This window comes from Isoptericola sp. NPDC056578 (assembly GCF_042793275.1).
Lineage (GTDB): Bacteria > Actinomycetota > Actinomycetes > Actinomycetales > Cellulomonadaceae > Isoptericola.
Genome location: NZ_JBHTVC010000006.1, coordinates 21,323 through 41,619, shown reverse-complemented (window position 1 = coordinate 41,619; position 20,297 = coordinate 21,323). Strand labels below are relative to the sequence as shown.

At 74.7% G+C, this 20,297-nt stretch carries 21 protein-coding genes and 3 tRNA genes; 17 read left to right on the top strand and 7 right to left on the bottom strand.

The genetic code is table 11. The annotated features are described in order from the left end of the window. Nucleotides 1–16 precede the first annotated feature (16 nt). From murI to ACFQ80_RS04140, 3 genes are read left to right on the top strand one after another with little or no spacing between them, the layout of a single operon-like run. A complete protein-coding gene (gene murI / locus ACFQ80_RS04150; protein ID WP_430562659.1) occupies nt 17–820 on the top strand; it encodes a glutamate racemase in 804 nt (267 codons plus the stop codon). Continuing rightward, entirely contained in the window at nt 817–1,623 is an 807-nt protein-coding gene (locus ACFQ80_RS04145) for an MBL fold metallo-hydrolase (RefSeq protein ID WP_430562658.1), read from the top strand. The genes murI and ACFQ80_RS04145 overlap by 4 nt, the downstream gene beginning before the upstream one ends. 17 nt (nt 1,624–1,640) lie before the next feature. Continuing rightward, nucleotides 1,641–2,048 (top strand): DUF3054 domain-containing protein, encoded by a 408-nt coding sequence (locus ACFQ80_RS04140; protein ID WP_430562657.1) that lies wholly within the window; start codon nt 1,641–1,643, stop codon nt 2,046–2,048. A gap of 17 nt (nt 2,049–2,065) precedes the next feature. On the opposite strand, the gene rdgB is transcribed toward ACFQ80_RS04140, so the two are convergent. Next, complete coding sequence (rdgB, locus tag ACFQ80_RS04135; RefSeq protein WP_430562656.1) at nt 2,066–2,755, bottom strand: RdgB/HAM1 family non-canonical purine NTP pyrophosphatase; 690 nt, start codon at nt 2,753–2,755, stop codon at nt 2,066–2,068. Nucleotides 2,756–2,757: 2 nt separating this feature from the next. After that, the gene (gene rph / locus ACFQ80_RS04130; protein ID WP_430549758.1) at nt 2,758–3,513 is read right to left on the bottom strand and encodes a ribonuclease PH; all 756 of its coding nucleotides are present in this window, start codon (nt 3,511–3,513) and stop codon (nt 2,758–2,760) included. A 37-nt stretch (nt 3,514–3,550) separates the two neighbouring features. Between rph and ACFQ80_RS04125 the strand changes: the two genes are divergently transcribed. From ACFQ80_RS04125 to ACFQ80_RS04115, 3 genes are all read left to right on the top strand, one after another. Continuing rightward, the gene (locus ACFQ80_RS04125; protein ID WP_430562655.1) at nt 3,551–5,221 is read left to right on the top strand and encodes an ATP-binding cassette domain-containing protein; all 1,671 of its coding nucleotides are present in this window, start codon (nt 3,551–3,553) and stop codon (nt 5,219–5,221) included. A 73-nt stretch (nt 5,222–5,294) separates the two neighbouring features. Continuing rightward, nucleotides 5,295–6,266: a ketopantoate reductase family protein gene (locus tag ACFQ80_RS04120; protein WP_430562654.1), complete on the top strand. Its 972-nt coding sequence runs from the start codon at nt 5,295–5,297 to the stop codon at nt 6,264–6,266. Then, the gene (locus tag ACFQ80_RS04115; RefSeq protein WP_430562653.1) at nt 6,263–6,889 is read left to right on the top strand and encodes a CGNR zinc finger domain-containing protein; all 627 of its coding nucleotides are present in this window, start codon (nt 6,263–6,265) and stop codon (nt 6,887–6,889) included. Before ACFQ80_RS04120 ends, ACFQ80_RS04115 begins: the two co-directional genes overlap by 4 nt. On the opposite strand, the gene ACFQ80_RS04110 is transcribed toward ACFQ80_RS04115, so the two are convergent. The 3 genes from ACFQ80_RS04110 to ACFQ80_RS04100 form a co-directional block, all read right to left on the bottom strand. Beyond that, nucleotides 6,874–7,431, bottom strand: a complete 558-nt coding sequence (locus ACFQ80_RS04110) for a dihydrofolate reductase family protein (RefSeq protein ID WP_430562652.1) — start codon at nt 7,429–7,431, stop codon at nt 6,874–6,876. The genes ACFQ80_RS04115 and ACFQ80_RS04110 overlap by 16 nt on opposite strands. Nucleotides 7,432–7,498: 67 nt before the next feature. Further along, nucleotides 7,499–8,140 carry a Pr6Pr family membrane protein gene (locus ACFQ80_RS04105; RefSeq protein ID WP_430562651.1) on the bottom strand — a complete coding sequence of 214 codons (642 nt, stop codon included), beginning with the start codon at nt 8,138–8,140 and terminating at the stop codon, nt 7,499–7,501. Next, complete coding sequence (locus ACFQ80_RS04100; protein ID WP_430549761.1) at nt 8,137–8,709, bottom strand: NUDIX hydrolase family protein; 573 nt, start codon at nt 8,707–8,709, stop codon at nt 8,137–8,139. Before ACFQ80_RS04100 ends, ACFQ80_RS04105 begins: the two co-directional genes overlap by 4 nt. A gap of 111 nt (nt 8,710–8,820) precedes the next feature. Between ACFQ80_RS04100 and trxA the strand changes: the two genes are divergently transcribed. Together trxA and ACFQ80_RS04090 are read left to right on the top strand one after the other, a co-directional pair. Further along, nucleotides 8,821–9,198, top strand: coding sequence for a thioredoxin (gene trxA / locus ACFQ80_RS04095; protein ID WP_430549762.1), 378 nt, complete (start codon nt 8,821–8,823; stop codon nt 9,196–9,198). A gap of 86 nt (nt 9,199–9,284) precedes the next feature. Continuing rightward, nucleotides 9,285–9,367 (top strand) — tRNA-Leu (locus tag ACFQ80_RS04090). Nucleotides 9,368–9,387: 20 nt separating this feature from the next. On the opposite strand, the gene ACFQ80_RS04085 is transcribed toward ACFQ80_RS04090, so the two are convergent. Further along, complete coding sequence (locus ACFQ80_RS04085; RefSeq protein WP_430562650.1) at nt 9,388–9,798, bottom strand: MarR family winged helix-turn-helix transcriptional regulator; 411 nt, start codon at nt 9,796–9,798, stop codon at nt 9,388–9,390. Between the two features lie 120 nt (nt 9,799–9,918). Between ACFQ80_RS04085 and ACFQ80_RS04080 the strand changes: the two genes are divergently transcribed. Beyond that, nucleotides 9,919–11,004, top strand: coding sequence for a GNAT family N-acetyltransferase (locus tag ACFQ80_RS04080; RefSeq protein ID WP_430562649.1), 1,086 nt, complete (start codon nt 9,919–9,921; stop codon nt 11,002–11,004). A 21-nt stretch (nt 11,005–11,025) separates the two neighbouring features. Here ACFQ80_RS04080 and ACFQ80_RS04075 read toward each other — a convergent pair whose 3' ends face one another. Next, a complete protein-coding gene (locus ACFQ80_RS04075) occupies nt 11,026–11,532 on the bottom strand; it encodes a peroxiredoxin (RefSeq protein ID WP_430562648.1) in 507 nt (168 codons plus the stop codon). 166 nt (nt 11,533–11,698) lie between these two features. On the opposite strand from ACFQ80_RS04075, the gene ACFQ80_RS04070 reads away from it, so the two are divergent. The 8 genes from ACFQ80_RS04070 to trmB all read left to right on the top strand — a co-directional run bounded on the left by ACFQ80_RS04070 (nt 11,699) and on the right by trmB (nt 20,289). Beyond that, the gene (locus tag ACFQ80_RS04070; RefSeq protein ID WP_429762689.1) at nt 11,699–11,995 is read left to right on the top strand and encodes a GroES family chaperonin; all 297 of its coding nucleotides are present in this window, start codon (nt 11,699–11,701) and stop codon (nt 11,993–11,995) included. Nucleotides 11,996–12,036: 41 nt separating this feature from the next. Beyond that, nucleotides 12,037–13,239 (top strand): acyl-CoA dehydrogenase family protein, encoded by a 1,203-nt coding sequence (locus ACFQ80_RS04065; protein WP_430549766.1) that lies wholly within the window; start codon nt 12,037–12,039, stop codon nt 13,237–13,239. Nucleotides 13,240–13,352: 113 nt separating this feature from the next. After that, nucleotides 13,353–13,428: transfer RNA gene (locus tag ACFQ80_RS04060), tRNA-Lys, on the top strand. 88 nt (nt 13,429–13,516) lie between these two features. Further along, nucleotides 13,517–13,592 (top strand) — tRNA-Lys (locus ACFQ80_RS04055). Nucleotides 13,593–13,794: 202 nt separating this feature from the next. Next, nucleotides 13,795–17,772, top strand: coding sequence for a metallophosphoesterase (locus ACFQ80_RS04050; protein WP_430562647.1), 3,978 nt, complete (start codon nt 13,795–13,797; stop codon nt 17,770–17,772). After that, the gene (locus tag ACFQ80_RS04045; protein WP_430562646.1) at nt 17,769–19,040 is read left to right on the top strand and encodes a HupE/UreJ family protein; all 1,272 of its coding nucleotides are present in this window, start codon (nt 17,769–17,771) and stop codon (nt 19,038–19,040) included. Before ACFQ80_RS04050 ends, ACFQ80_RS04045 begins: the two co-directional genes overlap by 4 nt. Before the next feature lie 17 nt (nt 19,041–19,057). Next, nucleotides 19,058–19,474: a pilus assembly protein CpaE gene (locus tag ACFQ80_RS04040; RefSeq protein WP_430549769.1), complete on the top strand. Its 417-nt coding sequence runs from the start codon at nt 19,058–19,060 to the stop codon at nt 19,472–19,474. Between the two features lie 35 nt (nt 19,475–19,509). After that, the gene (gene trmB / locus ACFQ80_RS04035) at nt 19,510–20,289 is read left to right on the top strand and encodes a tRNA (guanosine(46)-N7)-methyltransferase TrmB (protein WP_430562645.1); all 780 of its coding nucleotides are present in this window, start codon (nt 19,510–19,512) and stop codon (nt 20,287–20,289) included. Nucleotides 20,290–20,297: the final 8 nt, after the last annotated feature.

The following is a 20,297-nucleotide window of genomic DNA, read 5'->3' as shown; positions in this document are numbered from 1 at the left end:
GACTAGGCTTCCTCGCGTGAACGACGCCCCCATCGGGATCTTCGACAGCGGCGTCGGCGGGCTGACCGTCGCGCGCTCCATCCTCGACCAGCTTCCCCACGAGCAGGTGCTCTACCTGGGGGACACGGCGAACAGCCCGTACGGGCCGAAGCCGCTCGCCGCCGTGCGCGCGATGGCGCTCGCGGTGATGGACCGGCTCGTCGACGAGGGCGTGAAGATGCTGGTCATCGCCTGCAACTCCGCCACCGCGGTGGCACTGCCCGACGCCCGCGAGCGGTACACCGTGCGGCGCGGCATCCCCGTCGTCGAGGTGATCCGGCCCGCCGCCCGGCGCGCGGTGCTCACGTCGAGGACGGGGCGCATCGGCGTCATCGGCACCAAGACCACCATCGACTCGCGGGCGTACGACGACGCGTTCCACGTGACGCCGGGGCTGGAGATCACCACGCAGGCGTGCCCGGACTTCGTGCCGCTCGTGGAGCGCGGGCTGACCTCGGGCCCGGAGGTGCTGGAGGTGGCCCACCGCTACCTCGACCCGGTGAAGGCCGCGGGCGTCGACACGCTCGTCCTCGGCTGCACGCACTACCCGCTGCTGGCAGGCGCCGTCTCCTACGTGATGGGCGAGGACGTCACGCTGGTCTCCAGCGCCGAGGAGACGGCCAAGGACGTGTACCGCAACCTCGTGCAGCACGGCCTCGAACGCTCGCCCGGCGCGCCCGCTCCGGTGCACCGGTTCCTCGCCACCGGGGAGCCCGAGCCGTTCGAGCGGCTCGCGCGCCGGTTCCTGGGGCCGGAGGTGACCCTGGTGGAGGCCGCATGAGGCTCGTCACCGTGGGGGTCTCGGGGTCGTTCCCGGGCCCGGCGTCGCCCGCGTCCGCCTATCTCCTGCAGGCGCACGACGGCGAGCGGGACTGGAACGTGCTGCTCGACCTCGGCAACGGGGCGCTCGGCGCCCTGCAGCGCCACGTCGACCCGCTCGACCTGGACGCCGTCGCGTTGTCCCACCTGCACCCCGACCACTGCGCGGACCTGTCCGGGCTGTACGTGTACCTGCGCTACCACCCGGAGCGGGGCGGCACCCGCACCGGCGTCGGGCGGCGGCTGCCCGTGCTCGGGCCGAGCACGACGGCGGACCGGGCCGCGGCGATGTACGGCCTCGCGCCCGGCGAGTCGATGGACGGCGAGTACGACGTGCGCGCCTGGCGGCCCGGCGTCGCAGTGCACGTCGGGCCGTTCGAGCTGGAGTCCTTCGCGGTGTACCACCCGGTCGAGGCGTACGGCATCCGCGTGACGGGGCCGTCGTCGGTGCGCCCGGGGGAGCGGGTCACGCTCGTCTACTCCGGCGACACGGACGCGTGCGACGGCCTGGTCGCCGGCGCCCGCGGGGCGGATCTCTTCCTGTGCGAGGCGGCGTTCCAGGAGGGGCGCGACGACGGCGTCGAGCGCGGCATCCACCTCACCGGCCGGCGGGCGGGCGAGGCCGCCGCGGCCGCCGGGGTGCGGAGCCTGCTGCTCACGCACCTGCCGGTGTGGAACGCGCCGGACGTCGCCGTGGCCGAGGCCCGGTCGGCGTACGACGGTCCCGTCGCGGTGGCGACGGCCGGCGGGGTGCACGAGCTGTGAGCGGTAATCTCGGGGCCGTGAACGACGCCTCCGCCCCCGCCTCCCCGACGTCGCCGGCGACCCGGCCCGCCTGGCCCGCCGCCGTCTGCGACCTCGTGTGCGTGCTCGTGTTCACCGTGGTGGGCACGCTCAGCCACGACACCGCGGGCGTCGGGCACGTCGCGCTCGTCGGGCTGCCGTTCGTCGTGGGGCTCGCCGTCGGCTGGCTCGCGACGCGCGCCTGGCGCGCCCCCGCGCAGGTGTGGCCCACCGGCGTGGCCGTGTGGTTCGCCACCGTCGTGCTGGGCCTGGTGCTGCGGCCCGTGCTCGGCATCGGCGGCGTCGAGACGGCGTTCGCGATCGTCACCGCCGTCTTCCTGGGCGTGACCATGCTGGGCTGGCGCGCCCTCGCGTCCCTCGCCGCCCGCCGTCGCACCACTCGTTGATCTAGTCGGCGATCTCGTCAGCCGAGGGCTTCGGCGACCGCCGGGGCGAGGGCGCGGAACGCCTTGCCGCGGTGGCTGATGGCGTTCTTCTCCGCCGGGGTGAGCTCGGACGACGTGCGCGTGCCGGGCGTGCCGTCGGCGGCCGGGGTCTGCTCGACGGGCACGTGGATCGGGTCGTAGCCGAAGCCGTGGCTCCCGCGCGGGGCGCGCACCAGGGTGCCGGGCATCTCGCCGAGGCACACCTCCTCGCGGCCGTCCGGGGTCACGAGCGCGGCCGCGCAGACGAACGCCGCCGCACGGTGCTCGTCGTGCACGTCGGCCAGCTGGTCGAGGAGGAGGCGGAGGTTCGCCTCGTCGTCGCCGTGCCGGCCCGACCAGCGGGCCGAGAAGATCCCGGGCGCGCCGCCCATGACGTCCACGCTCAGGCCGGAGTCGTCCGCGACGGCGGGCAGCCCGGTCGCGCGGGCCAGCGCGCGCGCCTTGATGAGCGCGTTCTCGACGAACGACACGCCGTCCTCGACGGGCTCCGGGGCGCCGAGCTCGCCCGCCGTCACCACGGCGTCGTCGGGCAGGGCGTCCAGGCCCGGCTGGTCGCGCAGGATGGCGCGCAGCTCCACGAGCTTGCCGCGGTTGTGCGTGGCCAGCACGAGGCGGGCGCCGGCGGGGACCGTCACGCCGGTGGTCGCGTCCGGGGTCGCGTCGGCCATCGTCACAGCTCCTGCGCCAGCGCGGCGCGCTGGATCTCGGTGAGGTCGGCCGTGCCCGCGACGGCGAGGTCGAGGAGGGCGTCGAGCTCGGCGCGGTCGAACGGCGCGTGCTCCGCGGTGCCCTGCACCTCGACGAACGTGCCCGAGCCCGTCGTCACGACGTTCATGTCCGTCTCGGCCCGCACGTCCTCGACGTAGGGCAGGTCGAGCATCGGGGTGCCGTCGATGATGCCGACGCTCACGGCCGCGACGGAGTCCGTGAGGACCTTCTTGCCGCCGGTGACGTGGCCGTGGCGGGTGCCCCACGCGACGGCGTCGGCGAGCGCGACGTACGCGCCCGTGATGGCCGCGGTGCGGGTGCCGCCGTCGGCCTGCAGCACGTCGCAGTCGAGGACGATCGTGTTCTCGCCGAGCGCGGTCACGTCGACGACGGCGCGCAGCGCGCGGCCGATGAGCCGGGAGATCTCGTGCGTGCGGCCGCCGATCTTGCCCTTGACGGACTCGCGCTGGCTGCGGTCGTTGGTGGCGCGGGGGAGCATCGCGTACTCGGCGGTCACCCAGCCCTCGCCGGAGCCCTTCTTCCAGCGCGGCACGCCCTCGGTGAACGACGCCGTGCACAGCACGCGGGTCTTGCCGAACTCCACCAGCACGGAGCCCTCGGCGTTCTCGGTCCAACCACGCGTGATGGTCACGGGGCGGAGCTGGTCGGGCGTGCGGCCGTCGGCGCGCAGCACGGCCTCGGAAGCGGGGGAAGTCATGCGGCCACCCTATGCGAGCCGCACGTAGGGTTGTCCGGTGCAGCTCACCGCCACGGACCTCGCGTTCGCCTATCCCGGCCGCCCGGTGCTCGACGGCGTGAGCCTGCGCGTCTCCGACGGCACCCGTCTCGGCGTGGTGGGGGAGAACGGGTCCGGCAAGTCGACGCTGCTGCACCTCCTGGCCGGCGGGCTCAAGCCCGCGCGCGGTGAGCTCCGGCGCAAGGGGAGCGTCGCGCTGGTGGAGCAGGAGCTCGCGACCTCGGCGGGGGAGACCGTGGGCGACCTCGTGCGGCGCACGCTCGCCGACCTGCGCGCGCTCGCCGCCGAGATCGAGAAGGAGGCCGCGGGCTTCGACCACGAGACGGGCGACCTGCGGCGGCTGTCCGGGCTCCTGGCGCGCGCCGAGCACCTGGCCGCGTGGGACGCGGACCGGCGCGTCGACGTCGCGCTCACCCGCCTCGGCGCGGTGCGCGACCCCGACCGGCGCCTCGACACCCTGTCCGTGGGTCAGCGGTACCGGGTGCGCCTCGCGTGCCGGCTCGCGGAGCGGGCCGACCTGCTGCTCCTGGATGAGCCCACCAACCACCTCGACGACTCCGCGATCGAGTTCCTCACCGGTGAGCTGGTCGCCTGGCACGGCGGCGTGGTGGTCGTGACGCACGACCGTGAGCTGCTCGACGACGTGGCCACCGCCATCCTCGACCTCGACCCGTCGATGGACGGCAAGCCGGTGCTGTACGGGCAGCCGGGCTACCTCGCGTACCGGTTCGCGAAGAACCAGGCGCTGCACCGGTGGCGGCAGCGCTACCGCGCGGAGCAGGAGCGCGCCCGGGTGCTCGCCGAGCGGCTGGACGCGTCGTACGAGGGGCTGTCGGACGAGTGGCGGCCGCCCAAGGGGTCGCAGAAGCACCGCCGCGCCACGCGGGCCCGCATCCACGTCAAGGCCGCCGACCGGCTGATCGAGAAGCTCGAGGCCGAGGCCGTCGAGGTCCCCGTGCCGCCCGCGCGCCTCGCGTTCCCGGACCTGCCGTCGATGTCGCCCGGCTGGGACCCGGGCGACCCGCTCGTCGAGCTCCGGTCCCCGCGGGTCGTGGCGGAGGACGGCGACCGGGCGGGCACCGTCCGCGTCGACCTGCCAGGCACGCGCGTCGCGGTGCCGCCGTCGGGTCGCCTGCTGGTCGTCGGCCCCAACGGGTCGGGCAAGTCGACGCTGCTCGCGGCGCTCGCGGGCCGGGTACCGCTGGCCCGCGGCACCCGGTCGGTCACGCCGGGCGCGAGGCTGGGCGTCGTCGTCCAGGAGGCGACGGCCCCGGAGGGCCTCGCCGGGACGACGACGGGCGACGGCGCGGCGCCGACGGGCTTCGACGCCTACGCGGCCGAGGCGCTGGGCCTGCTGGAGCGCGGCGAGCTGGACCCGGAGCACGTCGTGCCCGTGGCGGCGCTCGGGCTGCTGAGCGAGGAGGACCTCGAGCGGCCGCTCGCGGAGCTGTCGGCCGGGCAGCGGCGCCGGTTCGAGGTCGCGCGGGCGCTGCTGCACGCGCCGCACCTGCTCCTGCTCGACGAGCCGACCAACCACCTGTCCGTGGACCTCGTGGACGAGCTGACCCGGGCCCTGGTCGCCACCCCCGCCGCCGTCGTCGTCGCCACCCACGACCGGCGCATGCGTGCCGACCTCGCGGACTGGCCGGTGCTCGACCTCGGCTCCTGACGCCCGGTTGGCGCCTCGCCGACGTCACGCATAACCTGCTCGTTATCCGTGACAGCGACGAGGGGACGACGACGTGCCGCACCGGTTCCAGACGGCCGACCGACTGAGGGTGTTCGTGCACGGCGCCGGCGGGATCGGGCTGTACGCCGCCGCGCGGCTCGCGCAGGCGGGGCACGAGGTGACGCTCAAGGGCCGCGCGGCCACGGTCGAGGCCCTGCGCGACGGCGAGCTGCGCGTGCTGCGCGACGGCGCCGCCACCGCGGCCCCCGGTGTCCGCGCGGTGGACCGGGTGCCGCACGAGGCGCCGTTCGACCTCGTCGTCGTGGCGACCAAGTCGTGGCAGGTGGCCGACGCCGCCCGCGAGCTCGCGCCGGCGGTCGGCCCCGGCACCCGGGTGCTCACGACACAGAACGGCGTCGACGCGCCCGCCCGGCTCGCCGCGCACCTGCCGGCGGAGGCGGTGCTGGCCGGGACCGTCGTCGTCATCGCCCGCCGGGTGGAGCCCGCGGTGGTCGAGGTCGTCGGCAGCGAGGCGACCGTCACGGTCGGCTCGACGGCGCGCGCCGAGGCCGACGTCGCGGACCTGCGCGTGCTCGCCGCCCTCGAGGGTGCGGGGATCGGCGCCCGGTGGACCGGCGACGTCACCAGCGCGCTCTGGAAGAAGCTCGCGCTCATCGCCTCGTACGGCGGCGTCGGGGCGCTCGCGGGCGCGACCGTCGGCGAGACCCGCGCCACCCCCGAGACCCGCGCCCTGGTGGAGGCCGCGATGCGGGAGGTGCTCGCCGTCGGCAACGCCGAGGGGGCCCGCCTCGACGAGGCCGACCTCGCGGACCTCCTGCGCACGTACGAGTCCGGCTTCGCGCCCGGCACCACCGCCTCGATGCAGCGTGACCTCGCCGAGGGGCGGCCGTCGGAGCTGGCGGACCAGAGCGGGGCCGTCGTGGCGCACGCCGAGGCCGCGGGCGTCGACGTCCCCGTGCACCGCACGATCTACGCCTCCCAGCTCCCGCGCGAGCGCGCCGCGCGGCGGGCGGCAGCGTCGTGAGCGGTGTCGTCCGCGGTGTCGTGAGCGGCGGGCACGGCGTCCCGACCCTCTCGCTCACGTGCGTGACCGGGCTGGTGAACGAGTGGGGCGCCGTGCCGCAGCGCGTCTCGTCCCGGCCGTGGGACGGGTACCCGGGCGCGGCCTCGGCGGAGCGGCGGCTGCTCGCGGAGGAGTGGGGCGCCGCGCGGGACGGCGGCCCGGCGCCCGACGACGCGGCGGTCGTCGCGGCCGCGGAAGCCGTCCACCCCGTGTTCGCGGCGACCCGGCCGGCCGAGCGCGCGCGGCTGCTGGACGCGCTGGTGTCGTCGCTCGGTCTCGTCCCGCGGGTCGAGGTGCACGGGGCGGACGACCTCGCGCTGGGGTGGGCCGTGCCCCGGCGGGGAGATCGCCTGACGGCGGCGCTGGTCGTCGCGCTGCTGCCCGCGCCCGCGGGCCCGCACGCGGCCCGTGCGCCGCGCCTGGGCACGTGCGGCGCGGACCGCTGCGCGGACGTGTTCGCCGATGTCTCGCCCCGGCAGGACCGGGCGTACTGCTCGCCGCGCTGCCAGGCCCGCGAGCGGGCGCGCGCCCGGCGCGCGGGGGCTCGCGAGCCGTTCGCCGGACCGGCTCAGCGCGTCCGGTAGCGCGCGTAGATCAGACCGTTGGCGAAGGGGCGCTCCTGGACCAGGTCGAGGTCGAGCTGCACGCCGTCGGGGAAGAACCGGGTACCGCCGCCCACGACGCTCGTGGTGACGAACAGGTGGTACTCGTCCACCAGGCCGGCCCGGATCGCCTGCGCGGCGAGGTTCGGGCCGTCGACGGTGAGGTCGTGGTCGGACTCGGCCTTGAGCCTGCGGACGGCCTCCGGGTCGAAGGTCCGCTCGATCCGGGTCCGCGCGCTGGACACCGTCTCGAGCGTGGTGGAGTACACGACCTTGTCGGTCGCCTGCCACTCGCGGGCGAACTGCGCGATGTGCGGGGGCAGGTCGGGGTCGGCGTCGGCGGTCTCCCAGAAGACCATCGTCTCGTACATCCGCCGGCCGTAGAGGTACGTGCCGACGTCGCGGAAGACGTCGCTGACGAACAGGTGCACCTCCGGGTCCTCCGCGGCCGCGCCGAGGTCGCCGTCGGCCGCTTTCGCGTAGCCGTCGAGCGAGGTGATCATCGAGTAGACGAGCCGTCCCATGCGAGTCCTCCGGTCCCCGGCGCCGATGCGGCGTCGCGGGGGGTGAGACCAGCGCGGGGCCGGGAACTCATCGCGTGACCGGTGCGGCGGGCAATCGCCGGTCCGCCCAGAGCGCGGCGAGCGCGAGCAGGAGGAACATCGCGGCGACGAGCCCGGCGTTGACCAGGGCGCGGGCCAGGCCCAGCTCGCCGACGTCGAGGAACGGGTACGGGTACCAGCCGACGACGGCGCCCCGCACGAACGTGTAGGCGATCCAGGCGAGCGGCCCGACGACGGACCAGCCCACGGTGCGCGCGTCGACCCGCGGCCGCGGGCCGGCGAGCAGCCACACGACCACCGCGAGCACGGGAGACGCCAGGTGCAGCAGCACGTTGGACAGCTGGCCCGCTTGTGTGAGCCCCGGCACCGTGCCTGCCAGGACGGTGTTGTAGACGATGCCGGTGACGACGATGCACAGCAGGGCGTCGAGACGGGCGACGCGCAGCAGGCGGCCGTCGCGGGCCGGGTCGAGCGCGAGGAGCACGGACACGACGCCGATGCCGACGTTCGACAGGATCGTGAAGTAGGAGAACAGCCGCACGAGCCGCTCGGCCGTGGTGCCCGCGGCGCCCGGCCCGTCGACCACGGCGATGACGAGCTCCATGAGGACTCCGCCGAGAGCGGGGACGGCGACGAGCAGGTGACCGACCGACGCCGCCCGCCGGTTCACGACAGTCGTCCCACCCAGGCCATCGCCTGCTTCACGATCGTGCCCTGGCCGTGGATCATCTCCGCCTGCACGGTGTCGCTGCACGCCTCCTCGGGGGTGAGCCACGCGAGGTCCAGCGCGTCCTGCTGCGGGCGGCAGTCGCCTGTCACCGGGACGACGTAGGCCAGGGACACGGCGTGCTGGCGGGGGTCGTGGTACGGCGTGATGCCGGGGGTGGGGAAGTACTCCGCGACCGTGAACGGCTGGGGCGACGGCGGGACCTGCGGCAGCGCGACCGGGCCGAGGTCCTTCTCGATGTGTCGCAGCAGCGCGTCGCGCACCCGCTCGTGGTAGAGCACGCGACCGGAGACGAGGGCCCGCGTCATCGTGCCGAGCGGGGTGACGCGCAGCAGCAGCCCGACGGCGACCACGTCGCCGGAGTCGTCCACGCGCACGGGCACGGCGTCGACGTAGACGAGCGGGAGCTGCGCCCGCACGGCGGCGAGGTCCTCCGGGCTGAGCCAGCCCGCGGGCTGCGGCTCGTCGCGGTAGAACTCGTCGTCGGGGGGAAACTCGGCCGTGTCCGTCACACGTCGTTTCTACCAGCCCGGACGGCGCGCCAGCGCGCGGGCAGGCCGCGGCGGGAATACTCGGGGCGGCGCCGATGCTGTGCCGAGGAGACCCCCATCGGAAGGACACCCATGGCCACCGTCGAGCTCACCGACGACACGTTCGAGAAGACCGTCACCGACAACGACATCGTGCTGGTCGACTTCTGGGCCGAGTGGTGCGGCCCGTGCAAGCAGTTCGGTCCCGTCTTCGAGGCCTCGTCCGAGGAGAACACGGACGTGGTGCACGCGAAGCTCGACACCGAGGCCCACCAGCGCATCGCCGCCGCCGCGGGCGTGAGCGCCATCCCGACGCTCATGGCGTTCCGCGAGGGCGTGCTCGTCTTCAACCAGGCCGGCGCGCTGCCCGCGCCCGCGCTCAAGCAGGTCGTCGAGGCCGTCAAGGGCCTCGACATGGACGACGTGCGCGCCCAGATCGCCGCCGCGAACAACGGTTCGCCGCAGGCCTGATCGCCGCACCACCCGCAGCACACGCGACGGCCGCCCCGGGATCCCCGGGGCGGCCGTCGTGCGTCGCCTAGACTGACCGGCGCTCGGCCGGAGTGATGGAATTGGCAGACATGCGGCGTTTAGATCGCCGTGCCCTCAGGGCGTGCGGGTTCGACCCCCGTCTCCGGCACCCGGGCCCTCCCGACGCGGTCAGCCGCCGAGGGGAGCGGCCGTCCCGTGCTCGTCGCCGAGCCTGTCCGCGATCCGCACCAGGTCGCGCAGGTCGTCCGCGTCGAGGCGGTCGGCGAACCGCCGGCGGACGGACTCCAGGTGGGTCGGCGTCGCGTCGCGCAGCGCCTCGCGACCTGTCGCCGTGAGCGAGAGCAGGCAGCCCCGGCCGTCCGCGGGGTCGGGCGCCCGGGCGATGAGCCCCCGGCTCTCCATGCGGCTCGCGTGCCGCGACAGCCTGCTGCGCGACCACCCCATCTTCGTGGCCTGCTCGTGCAGCGTGCTGGTGGTCCCCGGTCGCTCGACCAGCGTGCTCAGCACCTCGTAGTCGGGCTCCGAGAGGCCGGTGCCGGCGAGGTCGCGCGCGGTGTCCGCGCGGACGGAGGTCGTCATCCGCCGGAAGGCCCGCCAGGCACGTTCCTGGTCTTCGTCGAGCCAGGGTGCGGCCGACCCGGGCCGCCGGTCTCGCGAAGTCGTTGACATGTCATCATCCTAGGACCTAGGTTCATTGACATGTCAACGAATTCGGTGCGCATCATGCTCCTCACCTGCAGCACCCGGCCCACGGCCCTCGGGCCGGCGGTCGCGGAGTGGTTCGGCCGCACCGTCGCGCCGCTCGCGGAGGACCTCGGCGTCGAGCTGGTCCCCGTGTCGCTGGGGGAGCTCGACCTGCCGCTCCTCGACGAGGAGGAGCATCCGTCGTCGGGCGTCTACCGGCATCGGCACACTCGGGAGTGGAGCGCGCTGGTGGACTCGGTGGACGGTGTCGTCGCTGTGACGCCGGAGTACAACTTCGGCATGCCGGCCACGCTCAAGAACGCGCTGGACTACCTCGGCCGGGAGTGGGCCTGGAAACCGATCGGCTTCGTCAGCTACGGCAACACGTCGGCCGGGACCCGCTCCGTCCAGCACGCCAAGCAGGTCGTGACCACGCTGCGGCTCGTGCCGCTCGGCGCGACCGTCGCGCTCCGGATCGGGGACGCCGTCGTGGACGGCCGGGTCCGGCCCGACGCGCGGTGGGACGGCGCGGCCGCCCGGGTGCTCGGCGAGGTCGCCCGGCTGGCCCAGGCGCTGCGTCCGCTGCGAGAGGCGGCGGACGACGATGCCGTCGAGGGGCCGGTGCCCGGCTCCTACCTCCGGCGCCTCACGCCCGGCGACGCCGCCGAGGTGGTGGTGCTCCAGCGCTGCTGCTGGGTCGACGAGGCGCTGGCGAACGACACCCTGGCGCTGGGCCCCCTGCACGAGAGCCTCGACGACGTGCGTGGCTGGCTGACCGAGTGGCGCACGACCGGGCTGTGGCGCGACGGGCGGCTGCTCGGGATGGTCCGCACCCGGCACGACGACGGCACCGTGCACGTGGGCCGCCTCGCCGTCGTCCCCGACCTGCGTCGCGCCGGCGTCGGTCGATGGCTGCTGCGCCGTGCGCAGGCCGACCTCGATCCGGGTCTCGAGCGGGTGGTGCTCAGCACCGGCGCGCGCAGCGAGAGCAACCTCCGCCTCTACGAGAGCGAGGGGTTCGCGCGCGAGGGCGGGGCCGTGGACGGCGTCGTCCGGCTCGGCAAGCCCGTGCCGTCCCCGAGCGCCGCGCTCGCACGCTGAGGACGCGGCGCCCGGCGGCGCTCAGTCCAGACCGAGGGTCTTGCGCACCCGGGCGACGTGGCCGGTGGCCTTGACGTTGTACTGCGCGACGGCGACCTTCCCGTCCGGGTCGACGACGACGGTGGAGCGGATGACGCCCACGTACGTCTTGCCGTAGTTCTTCTTCTCTCCCCACGCGCCCCAGGCCTCGAGGGCCTCGTGCTCGGTGTCGGCGAGGAGGGGGAACGTCAGGGCGTCGCGCTCGGCGAACTTCGCGAGCTTGTCGACGCCGTCGGGGGAGACGCCGACGACGGCGTAGCCGGCGCCCTGCAGCGAGGCGAGGGAGTCGCGGAAGTCGCACGCCTCGGTGGTGCAACCCGGCGTCATCGCGGCGGGGTAGAAGTACACGACGACGCCCCGGCGGCCGGGCTCGGCGAGCGCGTCGGCGAGCGAGAACGTGCCGGTGGTGTGCCCGGTGCCGGCGGGCTCGGGCAGGACGGCGGGAAGCTCGAGGGCGGGGGCGGCGTCGCCGACGGCGAGACGGGTCACGGGTGCTCCTTGGTGTCGAGAACGTGCGGGGCGCGGCGACCGGGTTCGCGAGACGGTCGCGGGCGCGCGCTCGGCGTCGAGCCTAAACGCCGCCGTCGTCTAGCGTGGAGCCGTGACCGACCGCGCACCCCGCTCCACGCCCGACAGCAAGCCGCTGCCCATCCGCATGCTGCACGACCGGCTGCTGGTGCAGCCGGAGGTCGACTCGGCGGAGCGGCAGTCGACGGCGGGCCTCGTGATCCCCGCGACCGCGGCCGGGGCCAAGCGCCTCGCGTGGGCCCAGGTGGTGGCGAAGGGCGAGCACGTGCGGCAGGTCGCCGTGGGCGACCGCGTCCTGTACGACCCGGAGGACCGTGCCGAGGTGGACCTCGGCGGCACCGACTACGTGCTGCTGCGCGAGCGCGACGTGCACGGCGTCACCGAGACCGAGGACGAGGGCGGCGCGACCGGCCTGTACCTCTGACGTCGCCTGGCGACCCTGCCCGCCGTCGCTACGGTGGGCGCATGACCGGCGACGACGCCCGAACCGCGGACCCCCTCGACCTGCTGGCGCTCGACGACGAGCTGAGCCCGACCGAGCGCGAGACCCGAGACCGGGTGCGCGCGCTGGTCGACGAGCACGTCCGCCCCCACGTCGCGCGCTGGTTCGCCGACGGGGTGTTCCCGCTCGACCTGGTGCCCCGCCTCGCGGAGGCCGGGCTGCTCGGCATGCACCTGCACGGGTACGGCTGCGCGGGCCGGTCGGCGGTCGAGTACGGCCTGGCGATGGCGGAGCTCGAGGCGGGCGACTCCGGCATCCGCACCTTCGTGTCGGTGCAGGGCTCGCTCGCGATGACGGCGATCGCGAAGCACGGGTCGCCCGCGCAGCGGGAACGCTGGCTGCCGGGGATGGCGGCGGGCGAGACGATCGGTTGCTTCGCGCTCACCGAGCCCGGGGCCGGCTCCGACCCCGCCTCGATGACGACGACGGCGACGCACGTCGGCGACGCGTGGGTGCTGTCGGGCCGTAAGCGCTGGATCGGGCTGGCGTCGGTGGCGGACGTCGCAGTGGTCTGGGCGCGCGCCGTCGACCCGGACGACGACGCCCGGCCCCGCGTGCGCGGCTTCCTGGTCCCGACGACGACGCCCGGGTTCGCCGCGACGCCGATCGAGCCGAAGCTCTCGCTGCGCGCGTCGGTCCAGTGCGACGTCGTGCTCGACGACGTCCGGCTGCCCGCGGACGCGATCCTGCCGGAGCACCCCGGCCTGGCGGGGCCGTTCGCCTGCCTGGCGGAGGCGCGCTACGGCATCGCGTGGGGCGCGACGGGTGCCGCGCGCGACAGCCTCGGCGCCGCGCTGCGGCACGCGGGGGAGCGGGTCCAGTTCGGCCGCCCTCTGGCGGCGTTCCAGCTCACGCAGGCGAAGCTCGTCGACATGGCCCTGGAGGTGTCGCGGGCGCAGCTCCTCGCGCTGCGGCTCGGGCGGCTGAAGGACGCCGGGCGGCTGGAGCCGCACATGATCTCGGCGGGCAAGCTCGCGAACGTGCGGTCCGCGATCGAGGTCGCCCGGACCGCCCGCACCGTGCTCGGGGGCGACGGCATCACTCTGGAGCACTCGCCGATGCGGCACGCCGCGAACCTCGAGTCGGTCCGCACCTACGAGGGCACCGACGAGGTGCACACCCTGATCCTGGGCCGGCACCTGACCGGCCACCAGGCGTTCCGGTGACGCGCGGGCGACCGGTCGCGGCCCTGCCGTGGCCTGTCGCGGAGGTCACAGCCCTGACCGGCCACGACGGTTTCCCGGCAGCCCCGCGCGGCTGGTAATGTTTCTCACCGCCAGCGCCATTAGCTCAATTGGCAGAGCAGCTGACTCTTAATCAGCGGGTTCGGGGTTCGAGTCCCTGATGGCGCACCAGCACGAGGTCCCCGTACCGCGGGGACCTCGTCGCGTGAGGACCTCTCCGGTGCGAGCCTGCGGGCGTCCTCTGGCCATGCACCACCAAGCGCCATTAGCTCAATTGGCAGAGCAGCTGACTCTTAATCAGCGGGTTCGGGGTTCGAGTCCCTGATGGCGCACCACCAAGCCCCGCCCGGCACCGCCGGGCGGGGCTTCGTCGTGCCGGGGGCAGGTGGCGTCCAGTGGTCGTCCAGAGTTCTCCCTGTCGCCTCCGGCACGCACCGGAGAGTTCACCCGCCGCCACCACGCTGTGGTCCCGGGTGAGCCCGGGCTGCCTGGCGGGAGCGCCCTTCCCTCATCGACGACAGGAAGGACGGCACGCTGATGCGGCCGAACCCCTCAGGACGCCTGCGCGCGTCCACCCTCGCCGCCTGCGTGGTGGCGACGGCGCTCGCGGTCCCCGCCGCCGGCGTCGGGCCCGCCGCGGCGGCGGTACCCGCGACCCCCGACCCGGGAGCGGCGACGAGGGCCGACGACCGGTTCCCCGGGTTCCCCGGCTGGCCGGAGAGCAGGCCCGGGTCCTCGGAGCGCGGGACGAAGCCGGGCAAGCCCGCCGAGCCGGGCACCGCGCCCACGCTGACCCCGGCGGACGGCGCCCACCTGGAGGGCACCGTGCGGTTCGCGGCCGACCCGACCACCGCGGGCGACCCGGTCGGCCGGATCACCATCGACGGCGCGGACCTGACCGGCCTCGAGGCGACGACGGGCACGTCCGCCCTGACGTTCGACGTCGGGAGCAACTCCGCCGACGTCGCGTTCGGCAACTACCTCGTGGTCAACGGCCACCGCGTCGAGCAGGACCGCACCTGGGTGTCGGAGCGCGTCTCCGTGCCCGTGCCGAACGAGTGGCTCGTCGAGGGCACCAACACGGTCGAGATCCACGCGGGCGGCCTGGACTCGTCCTGCGGCGTGAACTTCGACGACTTCGTGGTCTCGGAGCTGCAGCTCGAGCTGCTCGGCGAGACCGCCGGTGACGCCGGGAACTCCTTCGGGCACTCGATGGGCGACGGCTCCTGCGGCAGCAACACCTCCTACGTCAAGGAGGCGACGGCGACGTTCGAGGTCGAGGCCGCGCCGGGTGCGACCGCGGGGCTCGCCGCCGACGTCGACACGACGACGCTCGCCAACGGCGCGCACGAGGTGGTCGCGACGACCCGCTCGGGGGCGACCGCCGCGCACACGGTGCGCGTGAACAACTCCCCGGTCGGCGCCCCGGCGCTCGCCCCGGAGGACGGGACGCTCACGCGCGGCGTGCAGACCGTCACGGCGTCCACCCCCGCGGACGGGGAGGGCGGCACCGCGTCGCTGACCGTCGACGGCGCACCCGTCGCGGGACCCGCCACCCTGGGCGAGGGGGTGTCCGTGTTCGCGTTCGACGTCGGCACGAACGCGATCGAGACCCGCTACCAGAACCACCTGCTCGTCAACGGCACCCGGCTCGACCTGCGCGGCGAGGGCGGCCGCGACCTGGTCTCCGAGCGCGTCCAGGTGGGCGTGCCGAACCGGCTGCTGCGCCCCGGCGCGAACACGATCGCGCTGGTCGCGGGCGACGTCTCGGCGTCGTGCGGGGCGAACCTCGACGACTTCGCGGCGTCGAACCTCGCCCTGAGCGTCGCCGACGGCACCGTCACCCCGCCGGCCGACCTGCAGACCACCTACGCCATGGGCGACGGGAGCTGCGGCTCCAGCAGCACGGCGCTGCCGAAGGTCGAGCTGACGTGGACGATCGACGCCCCGGCGGAGACCTCGTTCCCGGCGCTCGGGCACGGCGCGGCGACCGTGTCGTTCGTCGTCGGCTCCAACTCGCTCGACGGGTCGGCGCAGAACCTGCTGCGCATCAACGGCATCGAGCGCCGCATCGACCAGACCATCGTCGGCGGCCGCGGGGAGATCACCTTCCCCAACGAGTGGCTCCTGCCCGGGTGGAACGAGATCGACGTGGTCACGGGCGCCTTCGAGAACGACTGCAACCTCGACGACTTCACCGTCTCGGACGTCGTCCTGACGCCGGCGGACGGCACGGCGCGGCAGCAGAACGCGGCGGCGTCGTACGGGCTCGGCGACGGCACCTGCGGCTCGAACCTCAACTCCTTCCGCCAGGTCGACCTGCACTTCCTGGTGGACGCCCCGGCGCGCGGCCTGCGCGCGGACGTGGACACCGCGGACCTGAAGGACGGGGAGCACGAGCTCGCGGCGGCGTCCACCACGGGCGAGACCGCCACGCGCGTGCTGGAGACGGACAACTCCGCGCCGCGCGTCGCGTCCTCGGTCCCGGCCGACGGCGCACGGATCACGTCCGCCGTGCCGCTCGCGGTGGAGCTCGACGACGCGCACGGGGTGGTCGGGGACGCGCAGGTCACGCTCGACGGCGAGGCCGTCGGGCTCGGTGCCCCGGTCGGCCCGGGGCTGCCCGCGGGTGAGCACATCCTCGAGGTGGCGGCCGCGGACTCGCTGGGCAACGCGGCGACGCGGGAGATCACCTTCACCAGCGCCGGCGTGCCCGACGTGCCGACCGACCTCGCCCCCGCCCGCGGGACGACGGACGTCGACTCGCCGGTGACGCTGTCGGCCCGCGTCGCCGGCCCGGACGACGGCACCGTCACGGCGACGTTCGCGCAGGCGGACGTGCTGCTGCCCGGTGAGGTCCGGCAGGGCACGGCCGACGCCGTCCCGACGGAGCTCGACCCCCGCGGCGCGAAGAAGGTCTCGGCGAAGGGCTTGGCCGCGGGCGACGGGAAGACCCTCGCCTCCCCGCAGGCCGACGCCGTCGCCTACCAGCGCTTCGACGTCCGGGTGAAGTCCCGCGAGGAGCGCCCGGTGGTGCGCTGGAGCGGCGCCGCCGACCCGGCGCGCGAGGTCTCGCTGCTGGTGTGGGACACGAAGGCGAAGGCCTGGGACGCGCTCGCGGCGTCGCGCGGCTCCGCCGACGGCGACACCGTGCTGGTGGCGCCGGCCGGGCCGGAGCACCGCGACCGCGGCGTCGTGCACGTCATGGTGACGGCCACGGACCCGTTCGCGGACGACCTCGACGCCGGGGCCGAGGGCTTCGCCGACCCGGCGGACTACGACTTCTCCATCGCGCACCTGACGGATACGCAGTACCTGTCCGAGGGCGCGGTGGAGCAGGAGACCGCCGAGGAGCGGGAGATCTGGGAGTCCGCGTACGCGGGGGTGACCGGGTGGATCGCCGAGAACGCCGACGAGCGCAAGATCTCGTTCGTCTCGCACACCGGTGACCTCATCGAGAACAACATCCGCGAGCCGCAGGACGACGCCATGCGGGACCAGGTCACGGGCGAGTTCGAGGTCTCGTCCCGTCAGCAGGCGACGATCGACGGCATCCCCAACTCCGCCGTCGCGGGCAACCACGACAACTGGTCCGGGGCGGACGGCGGCGCCGACCTGTACAACCAGTACTTCGGCCCCGACCGGTACGAGGCCGCGGCCGCGTCCTGGGAGAACGCCGAGTACCGCTCCTGGCGCGAGGGCGACAACTCCAACCACTACGTCCTGTTCTCCGCGGGCGGGCTGGACTTCGTCGCCGTCGGCATGGGGTACGGCGTCACCCGCGAGGAGGCCGAGTGGGCCGACGGGGTCTTCGAGCGGTACTCCGACCGCAACGGCATCCTCATGACCCACGCGTACCTCGCCGCCAGCACGCAGAAGGACGGCCGGAACGCGGGTTTCGCCGCCCCGGACGGCTCGCCGCTGTACAAGTACGTGGTCGAGCCGAACGACAACGTGTTCCTCGTGCTCGCCGGGCACGTGCACGGCGTCACGACCAACGTCAAGCCGAAGGTCGGCGAGATCGCGGACGGCGTCGTGGAGCTCCTCGCGGACTACCAGGCGTTCACCGTGCCCGCGCAGCGCGTGGGCCTCGGCTCGATCGGGGGCTACGACCCGTCCGAGCGGCTGCGGTTCGGCGCCTCGTACTTCCGGCTCCTGCAGTTCGACGTCGACCGGGCCGAGATGAGCGTCGACACCTACTCGCCCCTCCTCGACGACTTCGGGGCCGACGAGTGGGACCCGGACGCCCGCTACGACTCGACGGCCGACAACGCCGTGCTCCCGGTGGACCTCACCACCCGCACGACGTCGCTGGTCACGGACTCGCTGGCCGTCTACGCGCCGACCCGGGTGATCGGGACGAAGGCCGTGACCTCGGGGGACGTCGCGTCCGTCCGCTGGGACCGGCTGAAGCGGGACACGCAGTACGCGTGGATCGTCACGGCCACCACGCGCGGCGGCGGCGTCACCGCCGCCGAGCCGGCCTTCTTCACCACCCGGGGCGGCAAGCGGTGACGTCCACCACCCCGGCCAGGACGGCGTCGCGTCGCGGCGCCGTCCTGGCGGCCCTCGGGCTCACCGTGGTCGGCACGGTCGTCGGCACGGTCGTCGGCATGGTCGGCACGGCCGGTCCGGCCGCGGCACACGACGCCACGACCGACGCCTACGCGCGGGTCACGGCGGGCGCCGCCGCCGACGTGCACGTCGAGCTCGACCTCGAGTACGACCTGCTCATGAAGTCCGCGTGGCTCACGGCCGAGGCGTACGACGCCCGCGGCGAGGCCGCGCAGGAGGCCCAGCTCGCCGAGCACGCCGACGAGGTCGCCGCCTACGTCACCGAGCGCTTCCAGGTGGCGGCGGGCGACGACCTCTGCACCCCGGCGCTCGCGGCGGACCCCACGGTCGTCGACCGGGGCGGGAAGGCCTTCGCCACGGTCGCGCTCGACTACGCGTGCCCCACCCGGGACGAGGAGGGGACAGGGACGCACGCGCTGTTCAGCGCCCTGTTCCCGGACACCGAGTCGTTCGTGCACACCACCGAGACGATGGTGACCTACGACCTCGACGGCGAAGAGGGCTCGGCGGTGCTCACGCCGTCCGACCCGACCGTCACGACGGGCGGGCAGGGCACGTGGCACCGGCTGGGGGAGTTCTTCGTGCTGGGCGCGGAGCACCTGCTGCTCGGCCCCGACCACCTGCTCTTCCTGCTGGCCCTCATCGTCGGTTCCCGGCGCCTGCGCGACGTCGTCCTGGTGGCGACGTCGTTCACCGTGGCGCACTCCGTGACGTTCCTCCTCGCGGCGACCGGTGCCGTGAGCGCGCCCGGGGCGGTGGTCGAGCCGGTCATCGCGCTCTCGATCGCCGCCGTGGCCGCGGGGCACCTCTGGGCCGTGCGGCCGGGCGCGCCGCCGCGGCTCGGCGCGCTGGTCGACGTCGCGACCGAGCCACGTCGCCAGGTCCGGCGGCGCTGGCACGACCTGTCGCGGTCCGACGTCACCCGGCTCGCCGTCGTGTTCGCCTTCGGCCTCGTGCACGGGCTGGGGTTCGCCGGGGCCCTGGGGCTCGACGAACCCTGGTCGTGGGGGCTGCTCGGGTCGCTGCTGGTCTTCAACGTGGGGATCGAGGCCGTGCAGCTCGGCATCATCGCCGCGCTCTTCCCGCTGCTCGTGCTGCTGCGACGGCGCGCGCCCCGCGCCGCGCGGTGGGCGACCGGCGTCGCGGCGGCCGGGGTCGCCGTCGTCGGGCTCGTCTGGTTCGTGCAGCGGGTGCTCGGGCTCGGGTGAGGGTCCAGGATGGGGCGATGATCTCCACCGAGCTCGCGGCCCGGCTGCGCGACGCCGGGCTGGTGTGGCGGCCCGCCGACGGCGACCGGTTCCGCATCGACGCCGCCGACCTGTCCGCCGACGTCTTCACCGTCAGCACGATGACGATCGAGGCGCACGACTACCCGACCGGCACCATCCTCGGGTTCAACGGCACCACCGAGTGGGCGCTCGACTCCGTGGCCATCGAGGACGCGCTGTGGCTGCCGCGCGAGGACCAGCTGCGCGAGCTGCTGCGCTCCACCTTCCGCGGGCTGACCCGCACGGGCGAGGGGGAGGCGGAGGGCTACGAGGTCGAGGTGGAGCTGCTCGGCGAGCCGCGGACCTTCACGGCCACGGATCCCGCCGAGGCGTACGGCGCGGCGTTGCTCGCCCTCGTGGAGCTCAGCGTCTGAGCTCCGGTGCCCGGCCGCCCGCTTACCCTGGGGGCGTGCCCGATCCCGTGACGTCCGAGCCCGTCGACCCGCGCTACCGCCGCCAGCCCGTGAGCTTCGTGCGCCGCAGCGCGCGTCTCACGACCGCGCAGGGCAAGGCGTGGGACACCCGCCGAGACCGGTACCTCGTCGACGTGCCGCGCGGCGCCGCGGTGACCTCGGTCGACCCGTCCTGGACGTTCGACCCGGTGCAGGTCTTCGGTCGCACCGCCCCGCTGGTGGTGGAGATCGGGTCGGGCCAGGGCGAGGCGATCGTCGCCGCCGCGGCCGCGCACCCCGAGCGCGACCACCTGGCCGTCGAGGTGTACACGCCCGGCCTGGCGCAGACCATCGTGCGCGCGGGCCACGCCGGCGCCGACCCGGGCCGGGACGGCGGCGCGCCGGGCAACGAGCTCGACAACCTGCGCCTGGTCCAGGCGGACGCCGCGGAGCTGCTGGCCACGGCGCTGCCGGAGGCGTCGGTCGACGAGCTGTGGGTCTTCTTCCCGGACCCGTGGCACAAGTCCCGTCACCAGAAGCGGCGGCTCGTCACGCCGGCGTTCGCCGAGGTCGTCGCCCGCGTGCTGCGGCCCGGTGGCGTGTGGCGGCTCGCCACCGACTGGTCGCACTACGCCGACCAGATGCGCGAGGTGCTCGAGGCCTCCGACGACTTCCGCAACGCCCACGGCCCGGGGGAGCCCGCGCCGCGGTTCGAGGGGCGCGTGCTCACGAGCTTCGAGAAGAAGGGCTCCGCCGCGGGCCGGGGCGCGACCGACCTGGAGTACGTGCGCCGCTGAGCCCTGCG